The sequence below is a fragment of the Allobosea sp. TBD101 genome (genome assembly GCF_059817965.1).
In genome coordinates this window covers 3,404,942-3,427,303 of record NZ_CM187543.1, presented here as the reverse complement: position 1 = coordinate 3,427,303, position 22,362 = coordinate 3,404,942, and the positions used below count along the sequence as shown (strand labels likewise).

Below are 22,362 nucleotides of genomic sequence, written 5' to 3'. Positions count from 1 at the left end.
GGCGGCTCGCGTTGTCCCATACGATCGCCATCGTCGATATCGGCTCGAACTCGGTCCGTCTCGTCGTCTACGAGATGCTGGCCCGCGCGCCGTCGCAGGTCTTCAACGAGAAGGAGATGGCCGGTCTCGGCCGGCAGGTCGCCTCGACCGGCCGTCTTGCCGACGATGCCATCGCCAAGGCGATCAATGCGCTGGTGCGCTTCCGCATCCTCTGCGAAGCCATGCATGTCGGCGAGATCCGCGTCATCGCGACGGCTGCGGCGCGCTATGCCAGCAACGGCCCGGAATTCATCGCCCGCGCCGAGGCGGCGATCGGGCAGCCGATCGAGTTGATCTCGGGCGGTCGCGAGGCCGTGCTCTCCGGCCTCGGCGTGATCTCGGGCTTCGACAACCCGGACGGCGTCGTCGGCGACCTCGGCGGCGGCAGCCTGGAGCTGATCTCGGTCAAGGACGGCGCGGTGGGGCAGGGTGCCAGCGTCCCGCTCGGCGGTCTCGCCCTGCTCGACCGATCGAAGGGCTCGCTCAAGGCGGCCGAGAAGATCGTCAAGGACGAGCTCGACAAGCTGCCGCAGCTCGCCGCCATGAAGGGCCGCGACTTCTACGCCGTCGGCGGCACCTGGCGCGCGCTCGCCACCCTCCACCAGCATCGCGCGGCCTATCCGCTGAACGTGATGCACGGCTACTCCGTCCCGACGCGCGACGTCGCCGATTTCGTCAAGCTGGTCGAACGGGCCGATATCTCGGTGCTCGACGCGATCGATTCCGTGTCCTCGGCCCGCCGTCCGCTGCTGGCCTATGGTGCGCTGGTGCTCGACGAGCTGATCAAGCGTGGCAAGCCGCGCGAGATCATCATCTCGGCGCAGGGCGTGCGCGAGGGCCTGCTGCACGAGCAGCTCTCGCCGGAGGAGCAGAGCGCCGATCCGCTCATGCAGGCCGCGCGCGATTACAATCTGCTGCGCGCCCGCGACCCGCGTCATGCGGCCGAGCTGATCAACTGGACCCGCGGCATCCTGGAGACGGCCGGCCTGCCGCAGGACGAGCCCTCCGGCCGGATGGTCGAGACCGTCTGCCTGCTCTCCGATATCGGCTGGCGCGCCCATCCCGACTATCGCGGCGAGCAGAGCATGAACGTGATCGCCCATGCCTATTTCACCGGCCTCGACCATGTCGGCCGGGCCTTCCTGGCGCTGACGATCTTCCATCGCTATGCCGGGATGAAGGCGAGTTCACCGGCTGCAGCAGGGTTGAAGACGCTGTTGCCGCCGGCGATCCTGACACGGGCGATGCTGATCGCGGCGATTTTCCGCGTCGCCTATCTGCTCTCGGCCGGCATGTCCGGCATCCTGCCGCGCATTCCGGCTTCCTGCGTCGACAATCGGCTGCTCCTGCGCTTCCCTGATGACCTCGCGGCGCTGGCGAGCGAGCGCGTCGAGGGGCGGCTCAAGCAGCTCGCGAAGCTGCTCGGCCGCGATTTCGAGATCGGGCGGCTCTGAGGTCTGTCGGCATTCGATCACCCAACCCTTGTCATTCCGGGGCGCGCTGCAGGCGCGAACCCGGAACCCACGACGGGGTGAGACATTCGGTGTGCGGTTGTCAGTGGAGTGCCTGATCGTGGGTTCCGGGTTCTTCGCTACGCGAAGCCCCGGAATGACAAAGGGCTGGCTCACCCCACCGCGCGCAGCCTTGCGAAGCCGGCATCGAGATCGGCCTTGAGGTCCTCGATGTCCTCGAGCCCGATATGGATGCGGACCGTCGGCCCCTTGAAGTCCGGCTTCGTCGCCGTGCGGTAGTCCTTGCAGTCGAAGGGCAGGACGAGGCTCTCATAGCCGCCCCAGGAGGCGCCGATCCCGAACAGGGCGAGCCCGTCCAGCATCGCGCCGACGGCCTTCATCGAAACGGGCTTCAGTTCGAAGGTGAAGAGCGAGGAAGCGCCGGTGAAGTCGCGCTTCCAGATCTCGTGGCCCGGCGCGCCCGGCAGGGCAGGGTGGAGGACACGGGCGACCTCGGGCCGTCCCTGCAGCCATTCGGCTACCGCGATACCGGCCGGCATCTGTTCCTTCAGGCGGATCGCCATCGTGCGCATGCCGCGCAGGGTCAGGAACGCGTCTTCCGGGGCAATGATGAGGCCGAGCTGGTTCCAGGCTGCGCGCAGCTTCTTGAACTGCTCCGGCGTGCGGGCCGAAACGGTGCCGATCAGCACGTCCGAATGGGCGGCGTAGTATTTGGTGCCGGCTTGCACCGAGAGATCGACGCCGAAGGCATGGGCATCGAAGAACAGCGGCGTCGCCCAGGTATTGTCCATCGCGACCGGGATGTCGCGCGCATGCGCTGCCGCCACGATGGCCGGGATGTCCTGCATCTCGAAGGTCTGCGAGCCCGGCGCTTCGGTCCAGACGGCCCTGGTGTTCGGCTTGAACAGCTCCGCGATGTCGGCGCCGACCAGCGGGTCGTAATAGGTCACCTCGACGCCCATCCGCTTGAGGAAGGTGTCGCAGAAGATGCGCGTCGGCCGGTAGACGCTGTCCGTCACCAGAACGTGATCGCCGGACGATAGCAGGGTCAGGAAGGCGAGCGTGCAGGCCATCAGCCCCGATGGCGTCACGACGACGCCGGCGCCGCCCTCGATCGTATTGGCGGCGGCCAACAGCGCGTCGATCGTCGGGTTGCCGTCGGTGCCGTAGGTGTAGCGCGCTTTGCGCACCAGGAAGTCCTCGGTGTTCGGATAGACGACTGTCGAGCCTCGTACGATAGGCGCATTGACAAAGCCGTAGCTGTCGGCCGGGTCGCGCCCTGCCAGCACGAGGCGCGTGCGCTCGCCGAGGCGCGCGAATTCAGGCGAAGTCAGCTTTTTCATGGAAAGGCACGGCCAGAAAAGGGGGAAATCATGGTCAGGCTTGACCACTCCCCACAAACTCGCATGTGATGTATGCAGGGAACAAGGGGCGGTTCATGCGTATGGCGGTTGCTTGACGCTCATGAATCGCTCTGGCAATCGACTCGAGGATATGGGGACGCCGCGCGAAAGCGGGATCAACCGAGCGGCGAAAAAGCCGCCGGCGGCGGGACCAGAAATATCTTCCGGCATCAGCCGGACAAGGGGTTCCAACGGGAGAGTACCGATGAAAAAGTTTGTTGCAGCCGCCCTCGCAGCAGGGATCGGCATGGCGCTGTCCGCGACCGGGGCCTCGGCCCAGGGCACGCTCGCGCAGGTCAAGCAGCGCGGCATCCTGAATTGCGGCTCGAATACCGGCCTTGCCGGCTTCGGCGTGCCGGACGCGCAGGGCAACTGGAAGGGGCTCGACGTCGACCTCTGCCGCGCTATCTCGGCGACGATCTTCAACGATCCCAACAAGGTGAAGTTCATCCCGCTTTCGGCCAAGGACCGCTTCACCGCGCTCCAGTCGGGCGAAGTCGACGTGCTCGTCCGCAACTCGACCTGGACGATGACGCGCGACGCCTCGCTCGGCCTGCTCTTCACCGGCGTGAACTACTATGACGGCCAGGGCTTCCTGGTCCGCAAGAAGCTCGGCGTGAACTCGGCGCTTCAGCTCAACGGCGCCTCGGTCTGCACCCAGCAGGGCACCACGACCGAACTCAACCTCGCCGACTATTTCCGCGCCAACAACCTCAAGTACGAAGTCGTCGCCTTCGCCAGCTCGGACGAGACGATCAAGGCCTATGACGCCGGCCGCTGCGACGCCTTCACCACCGACGCCTCGGGCCTCTATGCCGAGCGTCTGAAGCTGACGAACCCGGACGAGCACCTCGTGCTGCCGGAGATCATCTCCAAGGAGCCGCTCGGCCCCTCCGTCCGTAACAACGACCCGCAGTGGCTCAACCTGGTGAAGTGGACCCATTTCGCCATGCTGAACGCCGAGGAGCTCGGTGTGACCCAGGCGAATGTCGAGCAGCAGCTGAAGTCCGACAACCCGGAGATCAAGCGTCTGCTCGGCACCGAAGGCAAGTTCGGCGAGCAGGTCGGCCTGACGGCGGACTGGGTCGTCCGCATCGTCAAGCATGTCGGCAATTACGGCGAATCCTTCGAGCGTAACGTCGGCCAGGGCTCCCTGCTCAAGATCGCGCGCGGCCAGAACGCGCTCTGGACCAAGGGCGGTCTGCAATACGCTCCGCCGGTTCGCTAACAACCTTCCGGGGCGCCGGCCTGACCGGCGCCCCGTTTTCGTTTCGGGTGCGCGCTCCGAGGCGGCCTTTGCCGACGGTGCGCAAGATTTGAGTATTCGATTACCGCATGGTGCCGTCGCTGCTGTCGTCCAGGGCCCGTACCGCCATGGGAAAAGCAAGGATGCCGCCCATCTTCGCGATGGCATTCGCCGCTATGGCGGCCCTCGCGCCGGCTAGCGGACGGGCTGCTCCCGAGAGCGGCTTGCTGGAGCAGGTCAGGCATCGCGGTGCGGTGATTTGCGGTGCGGCGCCTTCGCTGGCCGGTTTCTCGATCCCCGACAGGCAGGGGCGCTGGACCGGCTTCGACGTCGATCTCTGCCGGGCGGTTGCCGCCGCGATCTTCGACGATCCCGAAAAGGTGCAATTCGTCCCGCTCCTGTCCAAGGACCGTTTCACGGCGCTTCAGGCCGGTGAGGTCGATCTGCTGTCGCGGACCTCGACCTGGTCGATGGCGCGCGATACCGCGCTCGGCCTCAACTTCACCGGCATTAATTTCTACGGCGGCGAAGGCTTTGTGGTTCGCGCCAAGCTGGGCCTCGCTTCGGCGCTTCAACTCAACGGCGCCTCGGTCTGCACCGAGCAGGGCACCACGACGGAGCTCAACGTCGCAGATTTCTTCCGCAGCCACGGCCTGAGATACGAGATCGTCACCTTCCAGGGCAGCGAGGAGACCGTCGACGCCTATGCCAGCGGCCGCTGCGACGCCTATGCTTATGACCGGGCGGGCCTCGCGATCCAGCGGATGAAGCTGGCGGCACCGCAAGAACACGTCATCCTGCCCGAGACGATCGCGAAGGAGCCGCTCGGCCCCGCCGTGCGCCATGGCGACGACCAGTGGTTCGATCTGGTCAAATGGACGCTCTTCGCCATGGTGAATGCCGAGGATCTTGGGGTCGGTCAGGGTAATGCCGCCGCGATGCGGGCTTCCGAGCGACCGGATATCCGGCGTCTGCTCGGAATCGAGGGGGATTTCGGCGAGGCGTTGGGTCTCGATCGCGATTGGGCCTATCGCATTCTTCGCGATGTCGGCAATTATGGTGAATCTTTCGAGAGAAACCTCGGTCGGGACTCGCCTCTGAGGATCGAACGTGGCCAGAATGCGCTTTGGACTCGGGGCGGCCTGCATACGCCCCGCCGATCCGCTGAGCAGGGCCGGGTCAAACCCGGTTCACGACGGAATGAAACGGAGCCGGAAGGCTCTGCGCGAGACGAAGGAAATACGGCGGGGTCCGGGTCGTCTGGCCCGGGACTTGCTGGCTAGCCGAGGGCGGGACCAACCTGCTCCGAACAGGGGACAACATGAGGATGATCGTTGCGTCGGCAGCTGCCGGCGCCGGATACCTGTCGCAGCGCACCGCGCGGGCGGGGACCGGGGGCTGAGACAAGCGCGCGCGGCCTGCCGGCCGGGCGCGATTCCAAAACCAGAAGAGTGGCACGGGCAACAAGACGACCGCGGCGCAACCGCACCGCCGCAGGATCGCCGGCCACGACAAGCGAAACAAAAAAGGGCGTGACAGGTGTCGAGCATTCCCCACGAACAGGTATCCCCAGGCAAGGCGTCGCTATTTTACGACCCGAAGATCCGGGGCTATGTCTATCAGATCGCTTTGGTGGCGATCGTCGTCTTCCTGGTCTGGTCGGCGGCATCGAACGCGATCGAAAACCTGCGCGCGCAGAAGATCGCCTCCGGCTTCGGCTTCTGGCACAACGCCGCCGGCTTCGACGTCAACCAGAAGCTGATCCCGTTCTCGGCTTCCGGCGGCTCGACCTATGGCGATGCGTTCATCGTCGGATTGCTGAACACGCTGCTCGTCGCTGGGTTGGGCATCATCTTCGCGACCTTCCTGGGCTTCTTCGTCGGCGTCGCCCGGTTGTCGAACAACTGGGTGATCTCCAAGCTCGCGATGATCTATGTCGAGGTCATCCGCAACATCCCGCTGCTGCTCCAGCTCTTCTTCTGGTACAATGCGGTGCTGAAGCCGCTGCCGAACCCGCGCCAGTCGATCGAGCTGCCGGCCGGTGCGCTGCTCAACAACCGCGGCCTTTACCTTCCCGATCCGCATCTGGCTCCCGGCGGCAGCCTGATCGTCTGGGCATTCCTGATCGGCCTTGTCGCCACCCTCGTTTTCCGCTCCTGGGCTCACAAGCAGCAGGCGGCGACCGGCCGGCAATATCCGATCGGCCTGGTCGCGCTCGGCCTGATCGTGATCCTGCCCACGCTGGTCTATTTCGTCATGGGTCGGCCGGTCACCTTCGTCTATCCGGAGCTTGCCGGCTTCAACCTGCGCGGCGGCATCCAGATCTTCCCGGAATTCGTCGCGCTTCTGGTCGGCCTGACCACCTATACGGCCGGCTTCATCGCCGAGGTCGTGCGCGCCGGCATCCTCGCGGTGTCGAAGGGGCAGACCGAGGCGGCACACGCACTGGGCTTGCGCAACGGGCCGACGCTGAAGCTCGTCGTCATCCCGCAGGCGATGCGCGTCATCATCCCGCCGCTGACCTCGAACTACCTCAACCTGACCAAGAACTCGTCGCTGGCGGTCGCGATCGGCTATCCCGACCTCGTCCAGGTCTTCACCGGCACGGTGCTGAACCAGACCGGCCAGGCAGTCGAGATGGTCTCGATCACGATGGCGGTCTATCTGACGATCTCGCTGGTGACGTCGCTGTTCATGAACATCTACAACAAGCGCATGGCGCTGGTGGAACGGTGAGGGCTGTGCGATGACCGACGCAACAACCGAAAACGCGCCCTACGCCTTCGTCCGCAAGGAGACCCTCCAGCAGGAGCCGGCGCCGCTCTCCGTCGCCGGGCCTCTGGCCTGGATCAGGACGAACCTGTTCTCCAGCCCGCTCAATGCGATCCTGACGCTGCTCTGCGTCTGGCTCGTTGTCGATACGGTGCCGGGGATGGTCCGCTTCTACTTCCTCGACGCGGTCTGGACCGGTGCGAACCGCGACGCCTGCCTCGCCGACAAAGTCGGGCGCCCGGTCGGCGCCTGCTGGGCCTATGTCGCTGACCGTACCCAGTATTTCATCTACGGCTCCTATCCGGTGGCGGAGCGCTGGCGCGTCAACATCGTCTTCGCGATGTTCGCGCTCGGCGTGGTCTGGCTGCTCTGGAACAAGATGCCGCTGAAGAAGGTCGGGGTCTTCTTCTTCTTCGTCATCATGCCGGCGAGCGCCTTCATCCTGCTGCTCGGCGGCCCGCGCGCCGAGAGCTTCCTGCGCTTCCTGATCATCGTCACCTTCGCGCTGGCGGTGCTCTATCTGGTGCTCTCCTTCGCGCCGGGGCTGATGAAGTTCTGGATCGGCGAGGGGCAGCTCGCGGTCGAGGAGGCGATGCCGGCCTGGCAGCGCTTCTACGGGCCCAAGCGTCTGATCCTGATCTCGCTCGTCATCTTCGGGGTCCTGGCGATCCTGGCCGACAAGATCGGGTTGCCGCGCGTCGATACCGGCCTCTGGGGCGGCATGACCGTGACCTTCCTGATCTCGGCGGTCGGCATCGTCTTTTCGCTGCCGCTTGGCGTGCTGCTGGCGCTCGGCCGCCGCTCGCGGCTGCCGGCGATCCAGCTGCTCTCGGTGATCTTCATCGAGTTCGTGCGTGGCGTGCCGCTGATCACCGTGCTTTTCATGGCCAACACCATGCTGCCGCTCTTCGTGCCGCAGGAATGGTCGCCGGACCGGCTGCTGCGGCCGCTGGTCGGCGTCGCGCTCTTCGCCGCCGCCTATATGGCGGAGGTGGTGCGCGGCGGCCTGCAGGCGATGCCGAAGGGCCAGTACGAGGGCGCGATGTCGCTCGGCCTCGGCTACTGGCAGATGATGCGCCTGATCATCCTGCCGCAGGCGCTGCGCATCGTGATCCCGGGCATCGTCAACACCTTCATCGGGCTGTTCAAGGATACGACGCTGGTCACCATCGTCGGCATCTTCGACTTCCTGCGCACCATCGAGGCGACGCTGATCGATCCGACCTGGGCCACGCCCACGACCCGGTCGACAGGTTACGCTTTCGCCGCCATCTTCTATTTCCTGTGCTGCTGGGGAATGTCGCGCTATTCGATCGCGGTCGAAAAGCGCCTCGCCGCCGGCCAAAAACGTTGAGAGGAACGACAACCATGGCAATGGCAGAAACCAAGACGACCGGCTCCCGCCCCGCGGCGCTGAAGCAGACCTCGCTGAATACCGCGACCGCCGTCGAGATGATCGGGGTGAACAAGTGGTACGGCGAGTTCCACGTGCTGCGCGATATCAACCTGAAGGTCGGCCGCGGCGAGAAGCTGGTGATCTGCGGCCCGTCCGGCTCGGGCAAGTCGACCATGATCCGCTGCATCAACCGCCTGGAGGAGCACCAGAAGGGCCAGATCATCGTCGACGGCACGGAGCTCACCAACGATCTCAAGAAGATCGACGAGATCCGTCGCGACGTCGGCATGGTCTTCCAGCACTTCAACCTGTTCCCGCATCTGACGATTCTCGAGAACCTGACGCTGGCGCCGATCTGGGTGCGCAAGATGCCCAAGAAGGATGCCGAGGAGATCGGCATGCACTATCTCAAGCGCGTCAAGATTCCCGAACAGGCTCATAAATATCCGGGCCAGCTCTCGGGCGGCCAGCAGCAGCGCGTGGCGATCGCCCGCTCGCTCTGCATGAGCCCGAAGATCATGCTGTTCGACGAGCCGACCTCGGCGCTCGATCCGGAAATGGTCAAGGAGGTGCTCGACACCATGGTCTCGCTGGCCGAGGAGGGCATGACCATGCTCTGCGTCACCCACGAGATGGGCTTCGCCCGTCAGGTCGCCGACCGCGTCATCTTCATGGATGCCGGCCAGATCGTCGAGATGAACACCCCCGACGCGTTCTTCAAGAACCCGCAGCACGAGCGCACCAAACTGTTCCTCTCGCAGATCCTGCACTGAGAAAAGAACGGTTCATCGAGTGATCGAAGCGCGCCGGCCTGGCCGGCGCGCTTTTTGTTGGGTGACCGCTTCCGAGAATGTGCTGATTTTACACAGAAGCGCGGGTCATCCCGGCCGGAGCGAAGCGCAGAGCCGGGATCCATGCCTGAACCATGATCGGAAGCGCTCTGGCATGGATCCCGGGTCAAGCCCGGGATGACCCGCGTTTACGTGAAATGCCCTCCGTGCCGTCTATGGCGAGGGCGCTTACTTGCCGTCGCGCGCCTTCACCGCCTGGTCGGGGAAGTCCGAGAACAGGCCGTCGAGTCCGATCGCGAAGAACGCCTTGTACTCGGCGCTCGCCTCGCCCTTGAAGTCGGAAGCCAGCCGCTTCGGCTCGCTGCGGAAGGTCCAGCTATGGACCAGCAGGCCCGCCGCATGGGCGTCCTTCACGACATTGGTCGGGGCGATCAGCGTGCGGTCGCGCTCGTCGATCGCGCCGTCACCGTTGAGGTCCTGCGGCTTGCCGTCGGCACCGATCGTCTGCTTGGCGCCGATCAGATAGGGCTTCCACGGGCCCACGCCGTCGGCATAGGTCGCGATCTCCTTGAGGCCCTCAGTCGAGAGCATGTCCTGGAAGGTCCGCTTGTCGCCGAGCACGGCGAAGTCGTAGGGCCGGTCGAAGGGCGCGGCGAGCGTGACCTTGCCGTCCTTGTCGACGCCGTCGCCATCGACGAGCTGGACGAGGCGCAACTGCGTCTTCGGGCGCAGGTATTTCAGGTTCGCCGTTTCGAAGCTCTGGATGAAGACCGGCGCGGTCTTGTCGGTCCAGCCGGCGGCCTTGAGCATGTCCAAAAGCTTGTCCTCGAAGGCGAGGCCGAGCGCGGCGTGATAGGTCGGGTGCTTGGTCTCGGGATAGATGCCGATGGTGCGGCCGGTGCGGGCGCTCTCCGCCTTGGCGAGGTCGATCACCTCCTGGAAGGTCGGGATCTGGTACTTGCCGTTATGCGATTGGTCGCGATCGGCGAAGGCCTGCTTGGCCTTCAGCGTCTTGATCTCGGCCACGGTGAAATCGTTGGCGAACCAGTCGGTGGTGTCGACGCCATCGACCTTGCGGGTGGTCTTGCGATTGGCGAATTCCGGGCGCTCGGCGACATCGGTCGTGCCTGATAGCATCGGCTCGTGGCGCACGATCAGCACGCCGTCCTTGGTCGAGACGAGGTCGGGCTCGATGAAATCGGCACCCTGCTGGATCGCGAGCTTGTAGCCCTCGATCGTATGCTCCGGCAGGTAGCCGCTGGCGCCGCGATGGGCGACGACGATCGGCTTCTGGCCGGACAGCGTCGGAGCGGCTTGCGCAAAAGCGGCCGGCGCCTGGAAGGCCAGGGCGGCGAGGAGCGATGTCGAGAGAAGGAAGTGCTTTGTCATGGTCTGGCTCAGCCTCGCGAAAATGCGTGGGACCTTAAGGCGGCGGATATGACACGGCCATGAAGGCGAGCGCTTGGATTTGAGCGGAGTGTAGCGGCTTTCACCTGACTTGGGAGTGGTCGGGAATCGGATAGTGTGCGAGCCGCGTTTCGGACGAGCACAGGTATCATGGCTGAACGACGATACGGCGAACCCGTGCCCAAGACGATCGAAACGATTGCCGGCGCGGATTGGTATGGCGACGAACTCAACCGGCAGCGCTACCAGAGCACGCCGTTCGCCGATCTCGATCTGAGCGAGGCCCGGAACACTGGCTGCGTCTTCACCGAATGCACCTTTCGCCGGGCGCGCTTCAACGGATCCACGCATCACAGCGCGGCTTTCGTGAACTGCACCTTCGCGGGGTGCAATTTCTTCGATACGACCTTCACCGAATGCAAGTTCGTGGGCAGCATGTTCGATGGCTGCCAGTTCGACAGCATGCAGGTCGTCGCTGGCGACTGGTCGTTCACCGGCCTTCCCGGAGCGGACCTGCGCAAAGCGAGCTTCCGGGGCACCCGATTGCGCGAGGCGGACCTGACCGGCGCGCGCTGCCAGGAGGGCTCGATCCGAGACGTCGATCTGTCAGGCGCCTGGCTGCACAGCGCCGATTTCTCGAATTGTGACCTGAGAGGCAGCGATCTCAGTGCGCTGGAACCTGCGAACACGCAGATCAAAGGCGCGATCATCACGATCGATCAGACGATCATCGTCGCAAAGGCGCTGGGGCTGGACGTCCGCCGAAAGTGACCTCGCGCGGATGACCACAGCAGCCCTGCCCGGAAACGGGCGCGGTTGCCTGCCCATGAAAAACCCGCTCCGGCAAGCCGGGGCGGGTTTCGTTCGAGCGCTGATGCGAGCGGGAGACTGTTTGGGCGCTACCGTCCCGTCCCGCAAAATCTCAGCGGCGGTTCTCGAGGGTCGTCTTGGCGTCGAGGCGCTTGGAGGCCGGCGGGGTGTAGTCCGGCTGCTGGGTGGCGCAGGCGGCGAGGCCCAGCGCGACGAGGCTCAGGATGACGATGCGGCTGGCGCTTTTCATGTGTGGAGATCCCGTTGGCCGCGACATGCGGTTGCATCGTCTTTCCCCTTGTGAAACGACCGCGTCAAGAGTGTGGCGCCGGGGCCTTCATGTCCCAGCGTCATGTTTGAACCGGTCGAATCTGTTCGGCCTCGCCTTTGCGGCATTCCGGAACGCGTCCGGCCATGCCAGGATTGAAGTGTCATGACCCCAGCCGCCCGGATCAGCGCCGCCATCGAGGTGCTCCAGGATATCGTCGAACGCCGCCGGCCGGCCGCCGATTCGCTCAAGGATTGGGGCCTGTCGCGCCGTTTCGCCGGTTCGAAGGATCGCGCGGCGGTCGCCTCGCTGGTTTATGACGCGCTCCGGCGCAAGGCCTCCTCCGGCTATGCGATGGCGTCCGAGGCGCCGCGCGCGCTCGTCCTCGGCATGCTCGCGGGACTGCGTGGCCTCGGCGTTGCCGAGATCGCACAGCTCTGTTCCGGCGAGAATCACGCTCCGCAGCCCCTGAGCGATGACGAGACCGCGTTGCTCACCGCTTTCTCGGTCGAGGGCGCGCCCGACTGGGTTCAAGCCGATGTGCCGGAATGGCTCTGGCCGTCTTTCCAGGCGGGTTTGGGCGAGGCTGCCATCGCGGAGGGCGAGGCGCTGGCCGCTCGCGCGCCGATCGACCTGCGCGTCAACCGCCTCAAGGCCGGTCGCGACGCCGTGCTGAGCGACCTTTCCCATCTCCAGCCGGAGCCGGGCCCCTGGTCCCCCGACGCCTTGCGCTTCCAACCCGGCCATGACGGCCGCGGCCCCTCGCTCCAGACCGAACCCGGCTTCTTCGCCGGCGCTTTCGAGATCCAGGACGAGGGCTCGCAACTGGTGACGCTGCTCGCCGGCGCGAAGCCCGGCCAGACAGTGATCGATCTCTGCGCGGGGGCAGGGGGCAAGACGCTGGCGCTCGCCGCGCTGATGGCCAATCGCGGCAGCCTCTACGCCACCGATCTCGACAGCCGCCGGCTTGCGCCGCTGCATGACCGGCTGGCGCGCTCGGGTGCCGGCATCGTCGAGGTCCGCATTCCGCGTTCGCGCGGCCATGAGCCCTTCGCCGATATCGCCGGCCAGGTCGATCTCGTGCTGGTCGATGCGCCCTGCACCGGTTCCGGCACCTGGCGACGCAACCCCGATGCGAAATGGCGCGTGCGCCCCGGCGCACTGGCCGAGCGCATCAAGGACCAGGCCGAGGTGCTGGCGCGCGCCGCGAGGCTGGTGAAGCCGGGCGGCCGTATCGCCTATATCACCTGCTCGGTGTTGCCGGAGGAGAACGACGAGGCGATCCGCGCCTTCCTCGGCAAGCATGCGGGCTTCACCGCCATCGCACCGATCGACCTGCTCAAGGGCGCCGAGAGCGACTTCTCGCTGCTCGCTCGCTTTGGCACAGCTTACGGCCTGCAGCTCTCGCCGCGGCGCACCGGGACGGACGGGTTCTATCTGGCCTGTCTCCAGCGCGGGGATTGAGACTGTCGCGGGCGTTGCGCGCGCCCGCGCGATCCATTAACGGAACGCCATGACGAGCGCTCAGCCCCATCACGACTCCATCCTCATCATCGATTTCGGCTCGCAGGTGACGCAGCTCATCGCGCGGCGCATCCGCGAGATCGGCGTCTATTGCGAGATCGCCCCGTTCCAGTCCGCTTCCGAGGCCTTCACCCGGATGAAGCCGAAGGGCGTGATCTTCTCCGGTGGCCCGGCCTCGGTGCCGGACGAGGGCAGCCCGCGCGCCCCCGAAGCGGTCTTCTCTGCCAATATCCCGCTGATGGGCATCTGCTACGGTCAGCAGACCATGGCACACCAGCTCGGCGGCAAGGTCGAGGGCGGCCACGCCGCCGAGTTCGGCCGCGCCGATGTCGAGATCGTCACCCCCTCGGCCCTGTTCGAGGGCGTTTGGGAAGAGGGCGGTCGCTATCCGGTCTGGATGAGCCATGGCGACCGGGTCACGCAGCTCCCGGCCGGCTTCACCGTCAAGGCGACCTCCGAGAACGCCCCCTATGCGGTGGCGAGCGACGAAGAGCGACGCTTCTACACCACGATGTTCCATCCCGAGGTGGTCCACACCCCCGATGGCGGCAAGCTGCTGCGCAATTTCGTCGTCGAGATCTGCGGCTGCAAGCCGGACTGGAGCATGTCGGCCTACCGCTCCGAGATGCAGAAGAAGATCCGCGAGCAGGTCGGCACCGGCCGCGTCATCTGCGGGCTCTCCGGCGGCGTCGACTCGGCGGTGGCGGCGGTGCTGATCCACGAGGCGATCGGCGACCAGCTCACCTGCGTCTTCGTCGATCACGGCCTGATGCGGATGAACGAGGCCGAGGAGGTCGTCCGCCTGTTCCGGGATCACTACAACATCCCGTTGGTCCATGTTGAGGCCGAAGAGCTTTTCCTCTCGGAGCTCGCCAAGTGCGGCGCCGATCCGGAGGCCAAGCGCAAGACCATCGGCCGGCTCTTCATCGACGTCTTCGATGCCGAGGCCGCCAGGCTCGGCGGCGCCGATTTCCTGGCCCAGGGCACGCTCTATCCCGACGTGATCGAGAGCGTCTCCTTCTCCGGCGGCCCTTCGGTGACCATCAAGAGCCACCACAATGTCGGTGGCCTGCCCGAACGCATGAAGATGAAGCTCGTCGAGCCGCTGCGGGAATTGTTCAAGGACGAGGTCCGCGTGCTCGGCCGCGAGCTCGGCCTGCCCGAGGCTTTCGTCGGACGTCATCCCTTCCCGGGTCCGGGCCTCGCCATCCGCTGCCCCGGCGAGATCACCAAGGAGAAGCTCGACATCCTGCGCAAGGCGGATGCGATCTATCTCGACGAGATCCGCAAGGCGGGCCTCTACGACGTGATCTGGCAGGCCTTCGCCGTGCTGCTGCCGGTGCGCACCGTCGGCGTGATGGGTGATTACCGCACCTACGACCATGTCTGCGCGCTGCGTGCCGTGACCTCGGTCGATGGCATGACGGCGGATTTCTATCCCTTCGACATGAATTTCCTCGGCCGCGCCGCGACCCGCATCATCAACGAGGTCAAGGGCATCAACCGCGTCGTCTACGACGTGACGAGCAAGCCCCCCGGCACGATCGAGTGGGAGTGAGGGTTATTTTCCTATTCTTATAAGAATAGATTCAGATTACCCAAAGATGATGTGATCTAAGCCCGCGTAACAGCGGGCTTTTTTCATCTTTCCACAGAATTTCTGGAATCAAGTAAAAGAATATCGATTCCGAGGTCTTATGGCATTGTGCATGGTATGGCGCTCGATGCTTGGCCTGAGCTGCCTTGATGCCATACAGCGTTCATTTGGTGGATCATGGTATTGGCGCGGTGTAACCCGTTGCTGTGCCAGGGAAATCCACCCCGTCGCCGCGCATGGTATCGAATTCCCGCCCGATACCATGATGATCTGGCGTTAGCTCAGCAATTCCAGCATCTTATCCCAGGTCCAGCTCCGTCACGTTGTTGATGATGCAGTCGCGTCGTCAATGAGCAGTGCTTACGCGCTGGTTCGCAAACCCAACCACACAAAGGTCCGCGCTTGTGCTAAAGTAATGCCACGTCATTACTTTGAAATCACGTCAACGTCTGCGCGTATAGTTGTGGCGTCAGCAAAGGAGATGTATGAACGATCGTGAATTGTTGGAGTTGGCAGCCAAGGCAGCGGGTTATGTCGAATGCAAATACTTTGGCTTCGTCGAAGGTGTCGAATGGTGGCAGGTTTTTGATGGACAGCGGTGGCTCAATTGGAACCCTCGCGATAACGACGGCGACGCGCTTCGGCTGGCGGTGACGCTGAAAATCACCCTGGACTTCAGGGGTATCAGCGAGCGCGTGCCAAGCCTCGTGTACGCCAACCTGCCAAAAACAAGACTTTGGTTTAGAAAAGACGGCCCGCATTGGGTGAGTGTTGAATACGTGCCCGAAGAAATGTGGACGAGCGGCGTAAAGGAAGATGTCAAGTTCGCGAATTGGTACATGCAAGATCAACCCGGAATGGTTCGAGGGCTTGAGGCCGCCAGCCGCCGCGCCATCGTCCGCGCTTCCGCTGCCATCCAGCAGGCTAAGGAGGAAGCATGACTGAGAAGGCGAACTTCTACCGCAGCTTTGATGGAATGTGCTGGCCTGCGCCTTGCGAGCGCTTGGGCGAGATCGAGTGGCGCGCCAGATATGCGACGCCAGCGCGCTCCGACTTGCTGATGATGGCTTCTGTGCTTGCCGCCTACCAAGAACTGATCGGCATGCCTTCAAAGAAGCGGGACAGGATCATCAAGGAGCTGCGCAAAGGCCCTGGCATTGATCGCGCAGCGTCGGATCTTCAATCCAGGAGAGCAGCATGACCACCGACGAAGTTCTCCGAGTGAGCTCCGACGACATCCTGTACAGGCTCCGCCAGGAAGAGCAGGAGAGGGCCGAAGCGCTTCGCCGCTGGAGGGCAAACGCCCACGGCGGCAGCGCGCGGGACGACGACCATGTTCACACGCTGGTCCGGGATGCCGCCTTTGAGATCGTGCGGCTCCGAATCGCGCTGAATGAGTCAACTAGGCCCGAGCGTACTCCCTGAACATTTTTCGAAGGGTGCCATATTCCTTGACGCGAGGGCGGAGTTCACATTTTGTGATTTCGCGCTTTGCGAAAGAGGGGCCGTCCCCTTCCCAGGAAACCGGCCCCTCCCCATCCCGCTAAGGGATGTTCACGAAAGGGGTCTGCTTAGCGGTTAGCCCCGCGGCAGACCCCGACAGTGGGAGCGAACATGCTCCCAGCGGTTCAGACGGAATCGCACGTAGTCACGCACGACCACCGGCTGGTTGATCGGACACATCACATAAATCACCTCCTTCCAGGGGAGCACCCCTTGCCACAGGTGCGCCAGAAGGCGGTCGTATGTGCCTGACCGATTCGGTATTTAGCATGGCTTCGCGCTCAATCGCGAGACGCCGACGCTGGCCTCCACAGCTGTCCCCAGTTTTCGCTATTTGTTCCCGGCCTTTTTGCCATTTCTGAACATGGCATTTTTCATGGTATTGAGAAAATCGAACCGGGCTAACATGCTGAAATTGCTGGTAGTTTTTGACTCGTTGACAAGTGAGTGGGAATGATCGGAGATAGCGCGATCCGCTCGGATTGCGCTCGGGACTGATCATGGATCGTTGAGATTGAATCCACCCGCCATGGGCCGACCATCTCGGCCCATGGCGGGTGGATTTTTCGTTTGAGCCCTCAGACGCCTGCCGGCGTTTGCCTCTCCGAAACAACTGCCGGTCAGTATGGCTATCTGCTCTCCGGAGGTGGATGTGGAAACGTCGCTCTATCTGCCCGTCAAGCGCTTCCTCGAAGGGCTGGGCTATACCGTGAAGGGCGAAATCGGGCCCTGCGATCTCGTCGGGCTTCGCGACGGCGACCCCTCCGTCGTCGTGATCGGAGAGCTGAAGCTGAGTTTCAATCTCGAACTTATCCTGCAGGGCGTGGACCGACTGAGCCTCGGCGACGAGATCTGGTTGGCGGCCCAGCTCTCCGCGAGAGGCAAGGGGCGCGAGAGCGATCCGCGCTATCGCAACCTCTGCCGCCGCCTCGGCTTCGGCTTGCTCGGCGTCTCGAAGGCCGGCCATGTCGATATCCTCGTGTCTCCGGCGGCGCCGACGCCGCGCAAGGACCCGCGCCGGCGCTCGCGGCTGGTGGACGAGCACAAGCGTCGCCGGGGCGACCCGGCCATGGGCGGAGGCACGCGCAAGCCGATCATGACGGCCTATCGCCAGCAGGCTCTGGCCTGCGCGGCGGCCATGGCGGCGGAGCCGATGCGCCCGCGCGACCTCAAGCCGTCCTGCCCGGATGCGCAGAAGATCCTGCATCGCAATGTCTATGGCTGGTTCGAGCGTTCCGGGCGCGGCGTCTATGCGCTGACCGAGACCGGTCGCAGCGCGCTGGCGACATGGCAGGCTGAGCTTCCGGTGAGCCCGGAGGCGTCGGGTATCGCGGCCTGAGTGCAGCCATCCCCTTGCCATGGCTGTGTCTCATCGCGATCGTAGAGCCTCCGGCGATCGTTCGGATGGCCTGAAAGGGGTTGTGACGATGACGCAGAGATGTCTGGTGGCCGGAGGAGCCCTGTCGCTCGTGGCGTTGACGCTGGCGGCCTGCCAGAGCGATGCGCAGCAGGCTCCGATGGGAACCGCGCCAGGCTTGGCCAGCGCGTGCATCGAGGATGAGGCCGAGGCACTGGCGGGCAAGGCTCGTATTGGTGACGCTGAAGCCCAGCAAGCCACCGGCGCGACCATCGTGCGGCAGATTCGCCCGGGGCAGGGCGTGACGATGGATTACCGCCCGGAGCGGGTGACCATCGAGACCAATTCGAAGACCGGCAGGATCATCCGCGCCTATTGCGGGTAGCCGTGCAGCGAAGGCGTCTCTGGGCCTTCTGAAGCTGCCGAGACGGTCGTCGCGACGCTAAACCTTCAAACGAAAAAACCGCCCGAAAGGGCGGTTTTTAAAGCGAAATCAGATCGGGAGGCCAAGCCTCACTTGATCTTGGTTTCCTTGAACTCGACGTGCTTGCGCGCGACCGGGTCGTACTTCTTCTTCGACATCTTCTCGGTCATCGTGCGCGAGTTCTTCTTCGTCACGTAGAAAAAGCCGGTGTCGGCGGTCGAAAGCAGTTTGATCTTGATCGTCACGGCCTTGGCCATGGGTCTATCCTCGAGCCATGCGGGCCAAAGGCCCTCGGAAAAGAAAATGGCCGGGCGAACCCGGCAAACCGTCAGCGCGGGAAATGCCGCAAAGGGCCGGCGAAGTCAAGGAAGAATAGCTTCCCGGACCGTGCAGCCGTTTCAGAGCTCCTCGCGCACGAAGCTGCCGCGCTTCTCCCAGTAGAACGGGACGGGCAGATAGGGCGCGAAACCGCCCTCGATGCGGGCCTCGACCTCCTGGATGATCACCTTGGTGATCGTCGGCAGGTCGAGCTCCTTGGCTTCGTCGAAATTGACCCAGACCAGGTCGACCAGTTCCGAATCGGGGCCGATGATCCCGTCGACCCGCTTGGCGACGGCGGAAGCGTCGATCGTGAAGAAACGGGTGTCGAATCGCTTCGGCCGGCGTGGCGGCGTGATCGCGCGGGCGACGAAGGTCACCGCCGAGAGATCGGGATAGATCCCCTGCGCGGCGAAGTCGGTCCAGCTTCCGGGGGGCGGGGCATCCGGTGCACCGAACTCGTCGGAGCCGAAGAGCAGGCCGGTTTCCTCGAAGGTCTCGCGGATGGCGGCCATCGCCAGCGCGCGCGCCTTGCCGGCGCTGGGGCGCAGGCAGCGCTTGCCGAGCCGGTCCTCGCAGATCTGCGGCACCGCGCCGGTCGCGACCATGCGGCGGTCGCCATCATCGACCCGCCCGCCGGGGAAGACGTATTTGCCCGGCATGAATTTGTGGCTCGCATGGCGCTTGCCCATCAGCACCTTGGGCCGTGCGCCGCTGCGATCCAGGATCATCATGGTCGCGGCGTCCTTGGGACGCTGGTTGGCGGTCGTGCGCGCCCGCTCGGCCTGGGTGAGGGTGACGGTGTGGTCGGTCATGGGCGTGAATCCGAAGGGGGCAGGGGCTGGCGCTCGGGGCGTTCGGGCTCGCCGCCGAAGCCATGCATGCGCACGGCCCATTGCAGGCCGACGACGCCGCCCTTCACGGGCTGCATCAGCGCGATGGAGAGGATCAGAGTCAGTGCCGGCCAGACGACCATGTGCAGCCACATCGGCCAGTCGCCGAGTTTCTCCGCCAGGAGCAGGCCGCCGACGATGATATGGCCGACGATGGTGATGACGATATAGGGCGGCAGGTCGTCGGCGCGCTGGTGATGCAGATCCTCGCCGCAGGCCTCGCATCGATCGACGGGCTTCAGGAAGGCACGGAACAGCCGGCCTTTCCCGCAATGCGGGCAGCGGCCTCTCAAACCCCGCGCGACCGCCTGGCGCCAGTCGCGCGCATCGAGATGCGTCTCCGCGCTGTGGATCTGGACAGCCATCACCGCCTCTTGCCGGTCTTGCTCTTGCCCGGCTTGCTTTTGCCGAAGCCGCCCCCGCCTGGCTTGCCCTTCTTGCCGAAGCTTGCCGCCGGCCGGCTCGTCCCGAAGGGCACGGCCCCGCCGCGTCGCTTGCCGGCGCGTCCCGTCGCCACGATACGCCCCTCCGAGAGCAATTCGAAGCGCAGCGCGCCCGCGACCGGCGCGGCCTCGACCAGCTTGACATGGACCCGGTCGCCGAGCCGCCAGCTCTCGCCGGTTCGCTCGCCGATCAGCGCATGCGCGGCCTCGTCGTAGCGATAATAGTCACCGCCGAGCGTGGAGGCCGGAATGAACCCGTCCGCGCCGGTCCCGTCGAGCTTCACGAACAGCCCGGCCTTGTGCACGCCGCCGATGCGCCCGTCGAAGCTCGCGCCGATCTGGCCGGCAAGGAAATGCGCGATCAGGCGGTCGGTGGTCTCGCGCTCGGCCGCCATGGCGCGCCGCTCGGCCGCCGAAATGCGGGTCGCGACCTCGCGCAGCTCCGCAAGCGTCGTGCTCTTCGGCAGGCCGTCATCGCCGAGCTTCAGCGCCGTGATCAGGGCGCGATGCACGATCAGGTCGGCATAGCGCCGGATCGGCGAGGTGAAATGAGCGTAGCGGCGCAGGTTCAGGCCAAAATGCCCGTAATTCTCGGCGACGTACTCGGCCTGCGCCTGCGTGCGCAGTACGACCTCGTTGATCAGCGTCTCGTTCTCAGAGCCCTTGATCATGGCGAGGATGCGGTTGAACAGCACGGGCCTCAACGCCCCGTCCTGCGGCAGCTTGATGCCGATCGAGGCCAGCACTTCGCCGAGCGCCCGCATCTTCTCCAGCGAGGGCTCGTCATGGCAGCGATAGATCAAGAGGCTGCCGGCCTTCTCCAGGGTCTCGGCCGCCGCGACATTGGCGAGGATCATGAACTCCTCGATCAGGCGATGCGCCGCGAGCCGGTCCGGTACGATGACGCGGTCGACCGAGCCATCGGGTTTGAGGATCAGCTTGCGCTCGGGCAGGTCGAGCTCGAGCGGCTGGCGCTGGTCGCGGGCACGGGCCGCGATGCCGTACGCCGCCCAAAGCGGCATCAGCACGCTCTCGCGGATCGCTGCGGTCTTCTCGTCGGTTTGCCCGTCGATGGCGGCTTGCGCCTGCTGGTAGGAGAGCTTCGCCGCCGAGCGCATCAGCACGCGGTGGAAGGAGTGGCTCTTCTTCGATCCGTCGGCCTTGAGCACGAGCCTGACGGCGAGCGCCGGCCGGTCCTCGTGCTCGCGGAGAGAACACAGATCGTTCGAGATACGCTCCGGCAGCATCGGCACGACGCGGTCGGGGAAATAGACCGAGTTGCCGCGCTCCAGCGCCTCGCGGTCGAGCGCCGAATGCGGCGTCACATAGGCCGCGACATCGGCAATGGCGACGGTGACGACGAAGCCGCCGGGATTGTCGGGGTTCTCGTCCGGCGCCGCATGGACCGCGTCGTCATGGTCCTTGGCATCGGCCGGGTCGATGGTGACGAGCGGCAGGTCGCGCCAGTCCTCGCGCCCTTTCAGGCTGGCAAGCGGCGCGTTCGCCGCTTCTTGAAGGGCTGCCGGCGGGAATTCGTGCGGGATGCCGTGGGCATGGATCGCGATCAGGCTGACGGCGCGCTCGGACTTGATCGAGCCCAGCCGCTCGCGCACCTGCGCCTCCGGTGGGCCGAAGCGGCTCTCACGGCGCAAGGAGACCGAGACGAGGTCGCCATCCTGCGCTTCGCCGGTGCGGCCCTTCGGGATGATGGCCTCGCGCCCCTGTGCCTTCTTGTCGATCGGTACCAGCCGGCCGGAACCGTCGGGCAGGGCGCGGAAGATGCCGAGCACGGCGGCCCTGGCCTTGCCCATCACCTTGAGGACGCGGCCGGAATAGCCGAAGCCCTCGACGCCGCGCAGACGCGTCAGCTTCAAAATGACCTGATCGCCGACACCCGGAGCTGGGCCGGCCGTCTTGTCCTTGCGGCGTCCCTCGCGGGTGCGCTCGATCAGGATTTGCGGCGGGGTGCCGTTCTCCGCCTCGTCCCATTCCAGCGGCTGGGCGACGAGATCGCCCTCACGGTCACGGCGCTTGATCTCGGAGAGCAGCACGGGCGGCAGCGCGCCGCGCGGGTGGACCGGGCGCTCCTTGCCGTCGCCGCCGATCTCGCCTTCCTCCGCCATCTCCTTGAGCAGGCGCTTCAGCCAGATATTGCCGCCGCCATCGAGGCCGAAGGCCTTGGCGATCTCGCGCCGGCCGACCTCGCGGCCGGCGGCGCGTTCTTCCTCGATGAAGTCGAGAATGGCCTCGCGGCTCGGATCAGGAACGGACACGGCCGGTACTCGGGGCGTTGGGCAGGGAAAAGCGTGACACGCCGCCTGTCTGCCACGGCTTGCGGCCGGGCGCCAGCATTGCGGCTCCAGAAGCAAGAAGGGCAGCCCTTGCGAGCTGCCCTTCCATTGCCGAACCGCGACCCGGCGAACCGGATCTGAAGGTGCGAAAACTCACGCGGAATAGAAACCCCAGCAAGAAGAGGTCCAGGTCCGCCCGCTCTGCACCAGCGGTTGATGACAATGAGACACTGGATCACCTCCTTTCAGTTGTTACCGACAAGAAGGAGGCTAAGGCGATTCTGTGGGGTTCGTAAATGCCAAAAAATGCGCTGGACGAGTACGAGGAAAGTCACGTTCCCGCCCGTGAATGCGGGAGGTCGGTCTTGCCCTGCCTAAAGAAGGAGCAGTGAAGTCTGCGGGGAAGGC

Annotated in this window: 21 protein-coding genes; 14 read left to right on the top strand and 7 right to left on the bottom strand. The window is 65.0% G+C overall.

What is annotated here, in order from left to right; all coding sequences use genetic code 11:
• Positions 1 to 11: 11 nt before the first annotated feature.
• Positions 12 to 1,493: an exopolyphosphatase gene (gene ppx / locus AC6RIC_RS16675; protein ID WP_499733166.1), complete on the top strand. Its 1,482-nt coding sequence runs from the start codon at positions 12 to 14 to the stop codon at positions 1,491 to 1,493.
• Between the two features lie 170 nt (positions 1,494 to 1,663).
• Here ppx and metC read toward each other — a convergent pair whose 3' ends face one another.
• Entirely contained in the window at positions 1,664 to 2,854 is a 1,191-nt protein-coding gene (metC, locus tag AC6RIC_RS16670; RefSeq protein ID WP_499733165.1) for a cystathionine beta-lyase, read from the bottom strand.
• 265 nt (positions 2,855 to 3,119) lie between these two features.
• Here metC and AC6RIC_RS16665 point away from each other — a divergent pair, with 265 nt between their 5' ends.
• The 5 genes from AC6RIC_RS16665 (at position 3,120) to AC6RIC_RS16645 (ending at position 9,101) form a co-directional block, all read left to right on the top strand.
• Positions 3,120 to 4,142, top strand: coding sequence for an amino acid ABC transporter substrate-binding protein (locus tag AC6RIC_RS16665; RefSeq protein ID WP_499733164.1), 1,023 nt, complete (start codon positions 3,120 to 3,122; stop codon positions 4,140 to 4,142).
• A gap of 161 nt (positions 4,143 to 4,303) precedes the next feature.
• The gene (locus AC6RIC_RS16660) at positions 4,304 to 5,443 is read left to right on the top strand and encodes an amino acid ABC transporter substrate-binding protein (RefSeq protein WP_499733163.1); all 1,140 of its coding nucleotides are present in this window, start codon (positions 4,304 to 4,306) and stop codon (positions 5,441 to 5,443) included.
• 256 nt (positions 5,444 to 5,699) lie between these two features.
• Entirely contained in the window at positions 5,700 to 6,896 is a 1,197-nt protein-coding gene (locus tag AC6RIC_RS16655; RefSeq protein WP_499733162.1) for an amino acid ABC transporter permease, read from the top strand.
• A 10-nt stretch (positions 6,897 to 6,906) separates the two neighbouring features.
• On the top strand, positions 6,907 to 8,286 hold the full coding sequence (locus AC6RIC_RS16650) for an amino acid ABC transporter permease (protein WP_454657308.1): 1,380 nt from the start codon (positions 6,907 to 6,909) through the stop codon (positions 8,284 to 8,286).
• A gap of 20 nt (positions 8,287 to 8,306) precedes the next feature.
• Positions 8,307 to 9,101 carry an amino acid ABC transporter ATP-binding protein gene (locus tag AC6RIC_RS16645; protein ID WP_454659006.1) on the top strand — a complete coding sequence of 265 codons (795 nt, stop codon included), beginning with the start codon at positions 8,307 to 8,309 and terminating at the stop codon, positions 9,099 to 9,101.
• 246 nt (positions 9,102 to 9,347) lie between these two features.
• Here AC6RIC_RS16645 and AC6RIC_RS16640 read toward each other — a convergent pair whose 3' ends face one another.
• A complete protein-coding gene (locus AC6RIC_RS16640; protein ID WP_499733161.1) occupies positions 9,348 to 10,508 on the bottom strand; it encodes a glycerophosphodiester phosphodiesterase in 1,161 nt (386 codons plus the stop codon).
• A gap of 168 nt (positions 10,509 to 10,676) precedes the next feature.
• Between AC6RIC_RS16640 and AC6RIC_RS16635 the strand changes: the two genes are divergently transcribed.
• Positions 10,677 to 11,297 carry a pentapeptide repeat-containing protein gene (locus AC6RIC_RS16635; protein WP_499733160.1) on the top strand — a complete coding sequence of 207 codons (621 nt, stop codon included), beginning with the start codon at positions 10,677 to 10,679 and terminating at the stop codon, positions 11,295 to 11,297.
• A gap of 151 nt (positions 11,298 to 11,448) precedes the next feature.
• On the opposite strand, the gene AC6RIC_RS16630 is transcribed toward AC6RIC_RS16635, so the two are convergent.
• Positions 11,449 to 11,586, bottom strand: coding sequence for a lipoprotein (locus tag AC6RIC_RS16630; RefSeq protein ID WP_170843263.1), 138 nt, complete (start codon positions 11,584 to 11,586; stop codon positions 11,449 to 11,451).
• A gap of 183 nt (positions 11,587 to 11,769) precedes the next feature.
• Between AC6RIC_RS16630 and AC6RIC_RS16625 the strand changes: the two genes are divergently transcribed.
• The 7 genes from AC6RIC_RS16625 to AC6RIC_RS16595 all read left to right on the top strand — a co-directional run bounded on the left by AC6RIC_RS16625 (position 11,770) and on the right by AC6RIC_RS16595 (position 17,970).
• Positions 11,770 to 13,068: an RsmB/NOP family class I SAM-dependent RNA methyltransferase gene (locus AC6RIC_RS16625; RefSeq protein ID WP_499733159.1), complete on the top strand. Its 1,299-nt coding sequence runs from the start codon at positions 11,770 to 11,772 to the stop codon at positions 13,066 to 13,068.
• Positions 13,069 to 13,117: 49 nt separating this feature from the next.
• Complete coding sequence (guaA, locus tag AC6RIC_RS16620) at positions 13,118 to 14,686, top strand: glutamine-hydrolyzing GMP synthase (RefSeq protein ID WP_499733158.1); 1,569 nt, start codon at positions 13,118 to 13,120, stop codon at positions 14,684 to 14,686.
• Between the two features lie 524 nt (positions 14,687 to 15,210).
• Positions 15,211 to 15,666, top strand: a complete 456-nt coding sequence (locus AC6RIC_RS16615; RefSeq protein ID WP_499733157.1) for a hypothetical protein — start codon at positions 15,211 to 15,213, stop codon at positions 15,664 to 15,666.
• Positions 15,663 to 15,926 carry a hypothetical protein gene (locus tag AC6RIC_RS16610; RefSeq protein WP_499733156.1) on the top strand — a complete coding sequence of 88 codons (264 nt, stop codon included), beginning with the start codon at positions 15,663 to 15,665 and terminating at the stop codon, positions 15,924 to 15,926. The genes AC6RIC_RS16615 and AC6RIC_RS16610 overlap by 4 nt, the downstream gene beginning before the upstream one ends.
• A complete protein-coding gene (locus AC6RIC_RS16605) occupies positions 15,923 to 16,150 on the top strand; it encodes a hypothetical protein (RefSeq protein WP_499733155.1) in 228 nt (75 codons plus the stop codon). The genes AC6RIC_RS16610 and AC6RIC_RS16605 overlap by 4 nt, the downstream gene beginning before the upstream one ends.
• A gap of 730 nt (positions 16,151 to 16,880) precedes the next feature.
• Positions 16,881 to 17,567: a DUF2161 domain-containing phosphodiesterase gene (locus tag AC6RIC_RS16600; RefSeq protein ID WP_499733154.1), complete on the top strand. Its 687-nt coding sequence runs from the start codon at positions 16,881 to 16,883 to the stop codon at positions 17,565 to 17,567.
• Positions 17,568 to 17,697: 130 nt separating this feature from the next.
• Complete coding sequence (locus AC6RIC_RS16595; RefSeq protein WP_499733153.1) at positions 17,698 to 17,970, top strand: I78 family peptidase inhibitor; 273 nt, start codon at positions 17,698 to 17,700, stop codon at positions 17,968 to 17,970.
• A 128-nt stretch (positions 17,971 to 18,098) separates the two neighbouring features.
• Here the strand turns inward: AC6RIC_RS16595 and rpmG are convergent, their stop codons facing one another.
• The 4 genes from rpmG to rnr form a co-directional block, all read right to left on the bottom strand.
• A complete protein-coding gene (gene rpmG / locus AC6RIC_RS16590; protein WP_038367996.1) occupies positions 18,099 to 18,266 on the bottom strand; it encodes a 50S ribosomal protein L33 in 168 nt (55 codons plus the stop codon).
• A 141-nt stretch (positions 18,267 to 18,407) separates the two neighbouring features.
• On the bottom strand, positions 18,408 to 19,142 hold the full coding sequence (locus AC6RIC_RS16585) for an NUDIX hydrolase (RefSeq protein ID WP_499733152.1): 735 nt from the start codon (positions 19,140 to 19,142) through the stop codon (positions 18,408 to 18,410).
• A complete protein-coding gene (locus AC6RIC_RS16580; RefSeq protein ID WP_454657298.1) occupies positions 19,139 to 19,585 on the bottom strand; it encodes a DUF983 domain-containing protein in 447 nt (148 codons plus the stop codon). The genes AC6RIC_RS16585 and AC6RIC_RS16580 overlap by 4 nt, the downstream gene beginning before the upstream one ends.
• Positions 19,585 to 21,936, bottom strand: coding sequence for a ribonuclease R (gene rnr, locus AC6RIC_RS16575; RefSeq protein ID WP_499733151.1), 2,352 nt, complete (start codon positions 21,934 to 21,936; stop codon positions 19,585 to 19,587). Before rnr ends, AC6RIC_RS16580 begins: the two co-directional genes overlap by 1 nt.
• Positions 21,937 to 22,362: the final 426 nt, after the last annotated feature.

Coding starts and splice junctions, on each gene's coding strand:
- metC (WP_499733165.1), bottom strand. CDS start 2,854: ATGAAAAAGCTGACTTCGCCTGAATTCGCGCGCCTCGGCGAGCGCACG.
- AC6RIC_RS16665 (WP_499733164.1), top strand. CDS start 3,120: ATGAAAAAGTTTGTTGCAGCCGCCCTCGCAGCAGGGATCGGCATGGCG.
- AC6RIC_RS16660 (WP_499733163.1), top strand. CDS start 4,304: ATGCCGCCCATCTTCGCGATGGCATTCGCCGCTATGGCGGCCCTCGCG.
- AC6RIC_RS16650 (WP_454657308.1), top strand. CDS start 6,907: ATGACCGACGCAACAACCGAAAACGCGCCCTACGCCTTCGTCCGCAAG.
- AC6RIC_RS16645 (WP_454659006.1), top strand. CDS start 8,307: ATGGCAGAAACCAAGACGACCGGCTCCCGCCCCGCGGCGCTGAAGCAG.
- AC6RIC_RS16640 (WP_499733161.1), bottom strand. CDS start 10,508: ATGACAAAGCACTTCCTTCTCTCGACATCGCTCCTCGCCGCCCTGGCC.
- AC6RIC_RS16635 (WP_499733160.1), top strand. CDS start 10,677: ATGGCTGAACGACGATACGGCGAACCCGTGCCCAAGACGATCGAAACG.
- AC6RIC_RS16630 (WP_170843263.1), bottom strand. CDS start 11,586: ATGAAAAGCGCCAGCCGCATCGTCATCCTGAGCCTCGTCGCGCTGGGC.
- AC6RIC_RS16625 (WP_499733159.1), top strand. CDS start 11,770: ATGACCCCAGCCGCCCGGATCAGCGCCGCCATCGAGGTGCTCCAGGAT.
- guaA (WP_499733158.1), top strand. CDS start 13,118: ATGACGAGCGCTCAGCCCCATCACGACTCCATCCTCATCATCGATTTC.
- AC6RIC_RS16615 (WP_499733157.1), top strand. CDS start 15,211: ATGAACGATCGTGAATTGTTGGAGTTGGCAGCCAAGGCAGCGGGTTAT.
- AC6RIC_RS16610 (WP_499733156.1), top strand. CDS start 15,663: ATGACTGAGAAGGCGAACTTCTACCGCAGCTTTGATGGAATGTGCTGG.
- AC6RIC_RS16605 (WP_499733155.1), top strand. CDS start 15,923: ATGACCACCGACGAAGTTCTCCGAGTGAGCTCCGACGACATCCTGTAC.
- rpmG (WP_038367996.1), bottom strand. CDS start 18,266: ATGGCCAAGGCCGTGACGATCAAGATCAAACTGCTTTCGACCGCCGAC.
- AC6RIC_RS16585 (WP_499733152.1), bottom strand. CDS start 19,142: ATGACCGACCACACCGTCACCCTCACCCAGGCCGAGCGGGCGCGCACG.
- AC6RIC_RS16580 (WP_454657298.1), bottom strand. CDS start 19,585: ATGGCTGTCCAGATCCACAGCGCGGAGACGCATCTCGATGCGCGCGAC.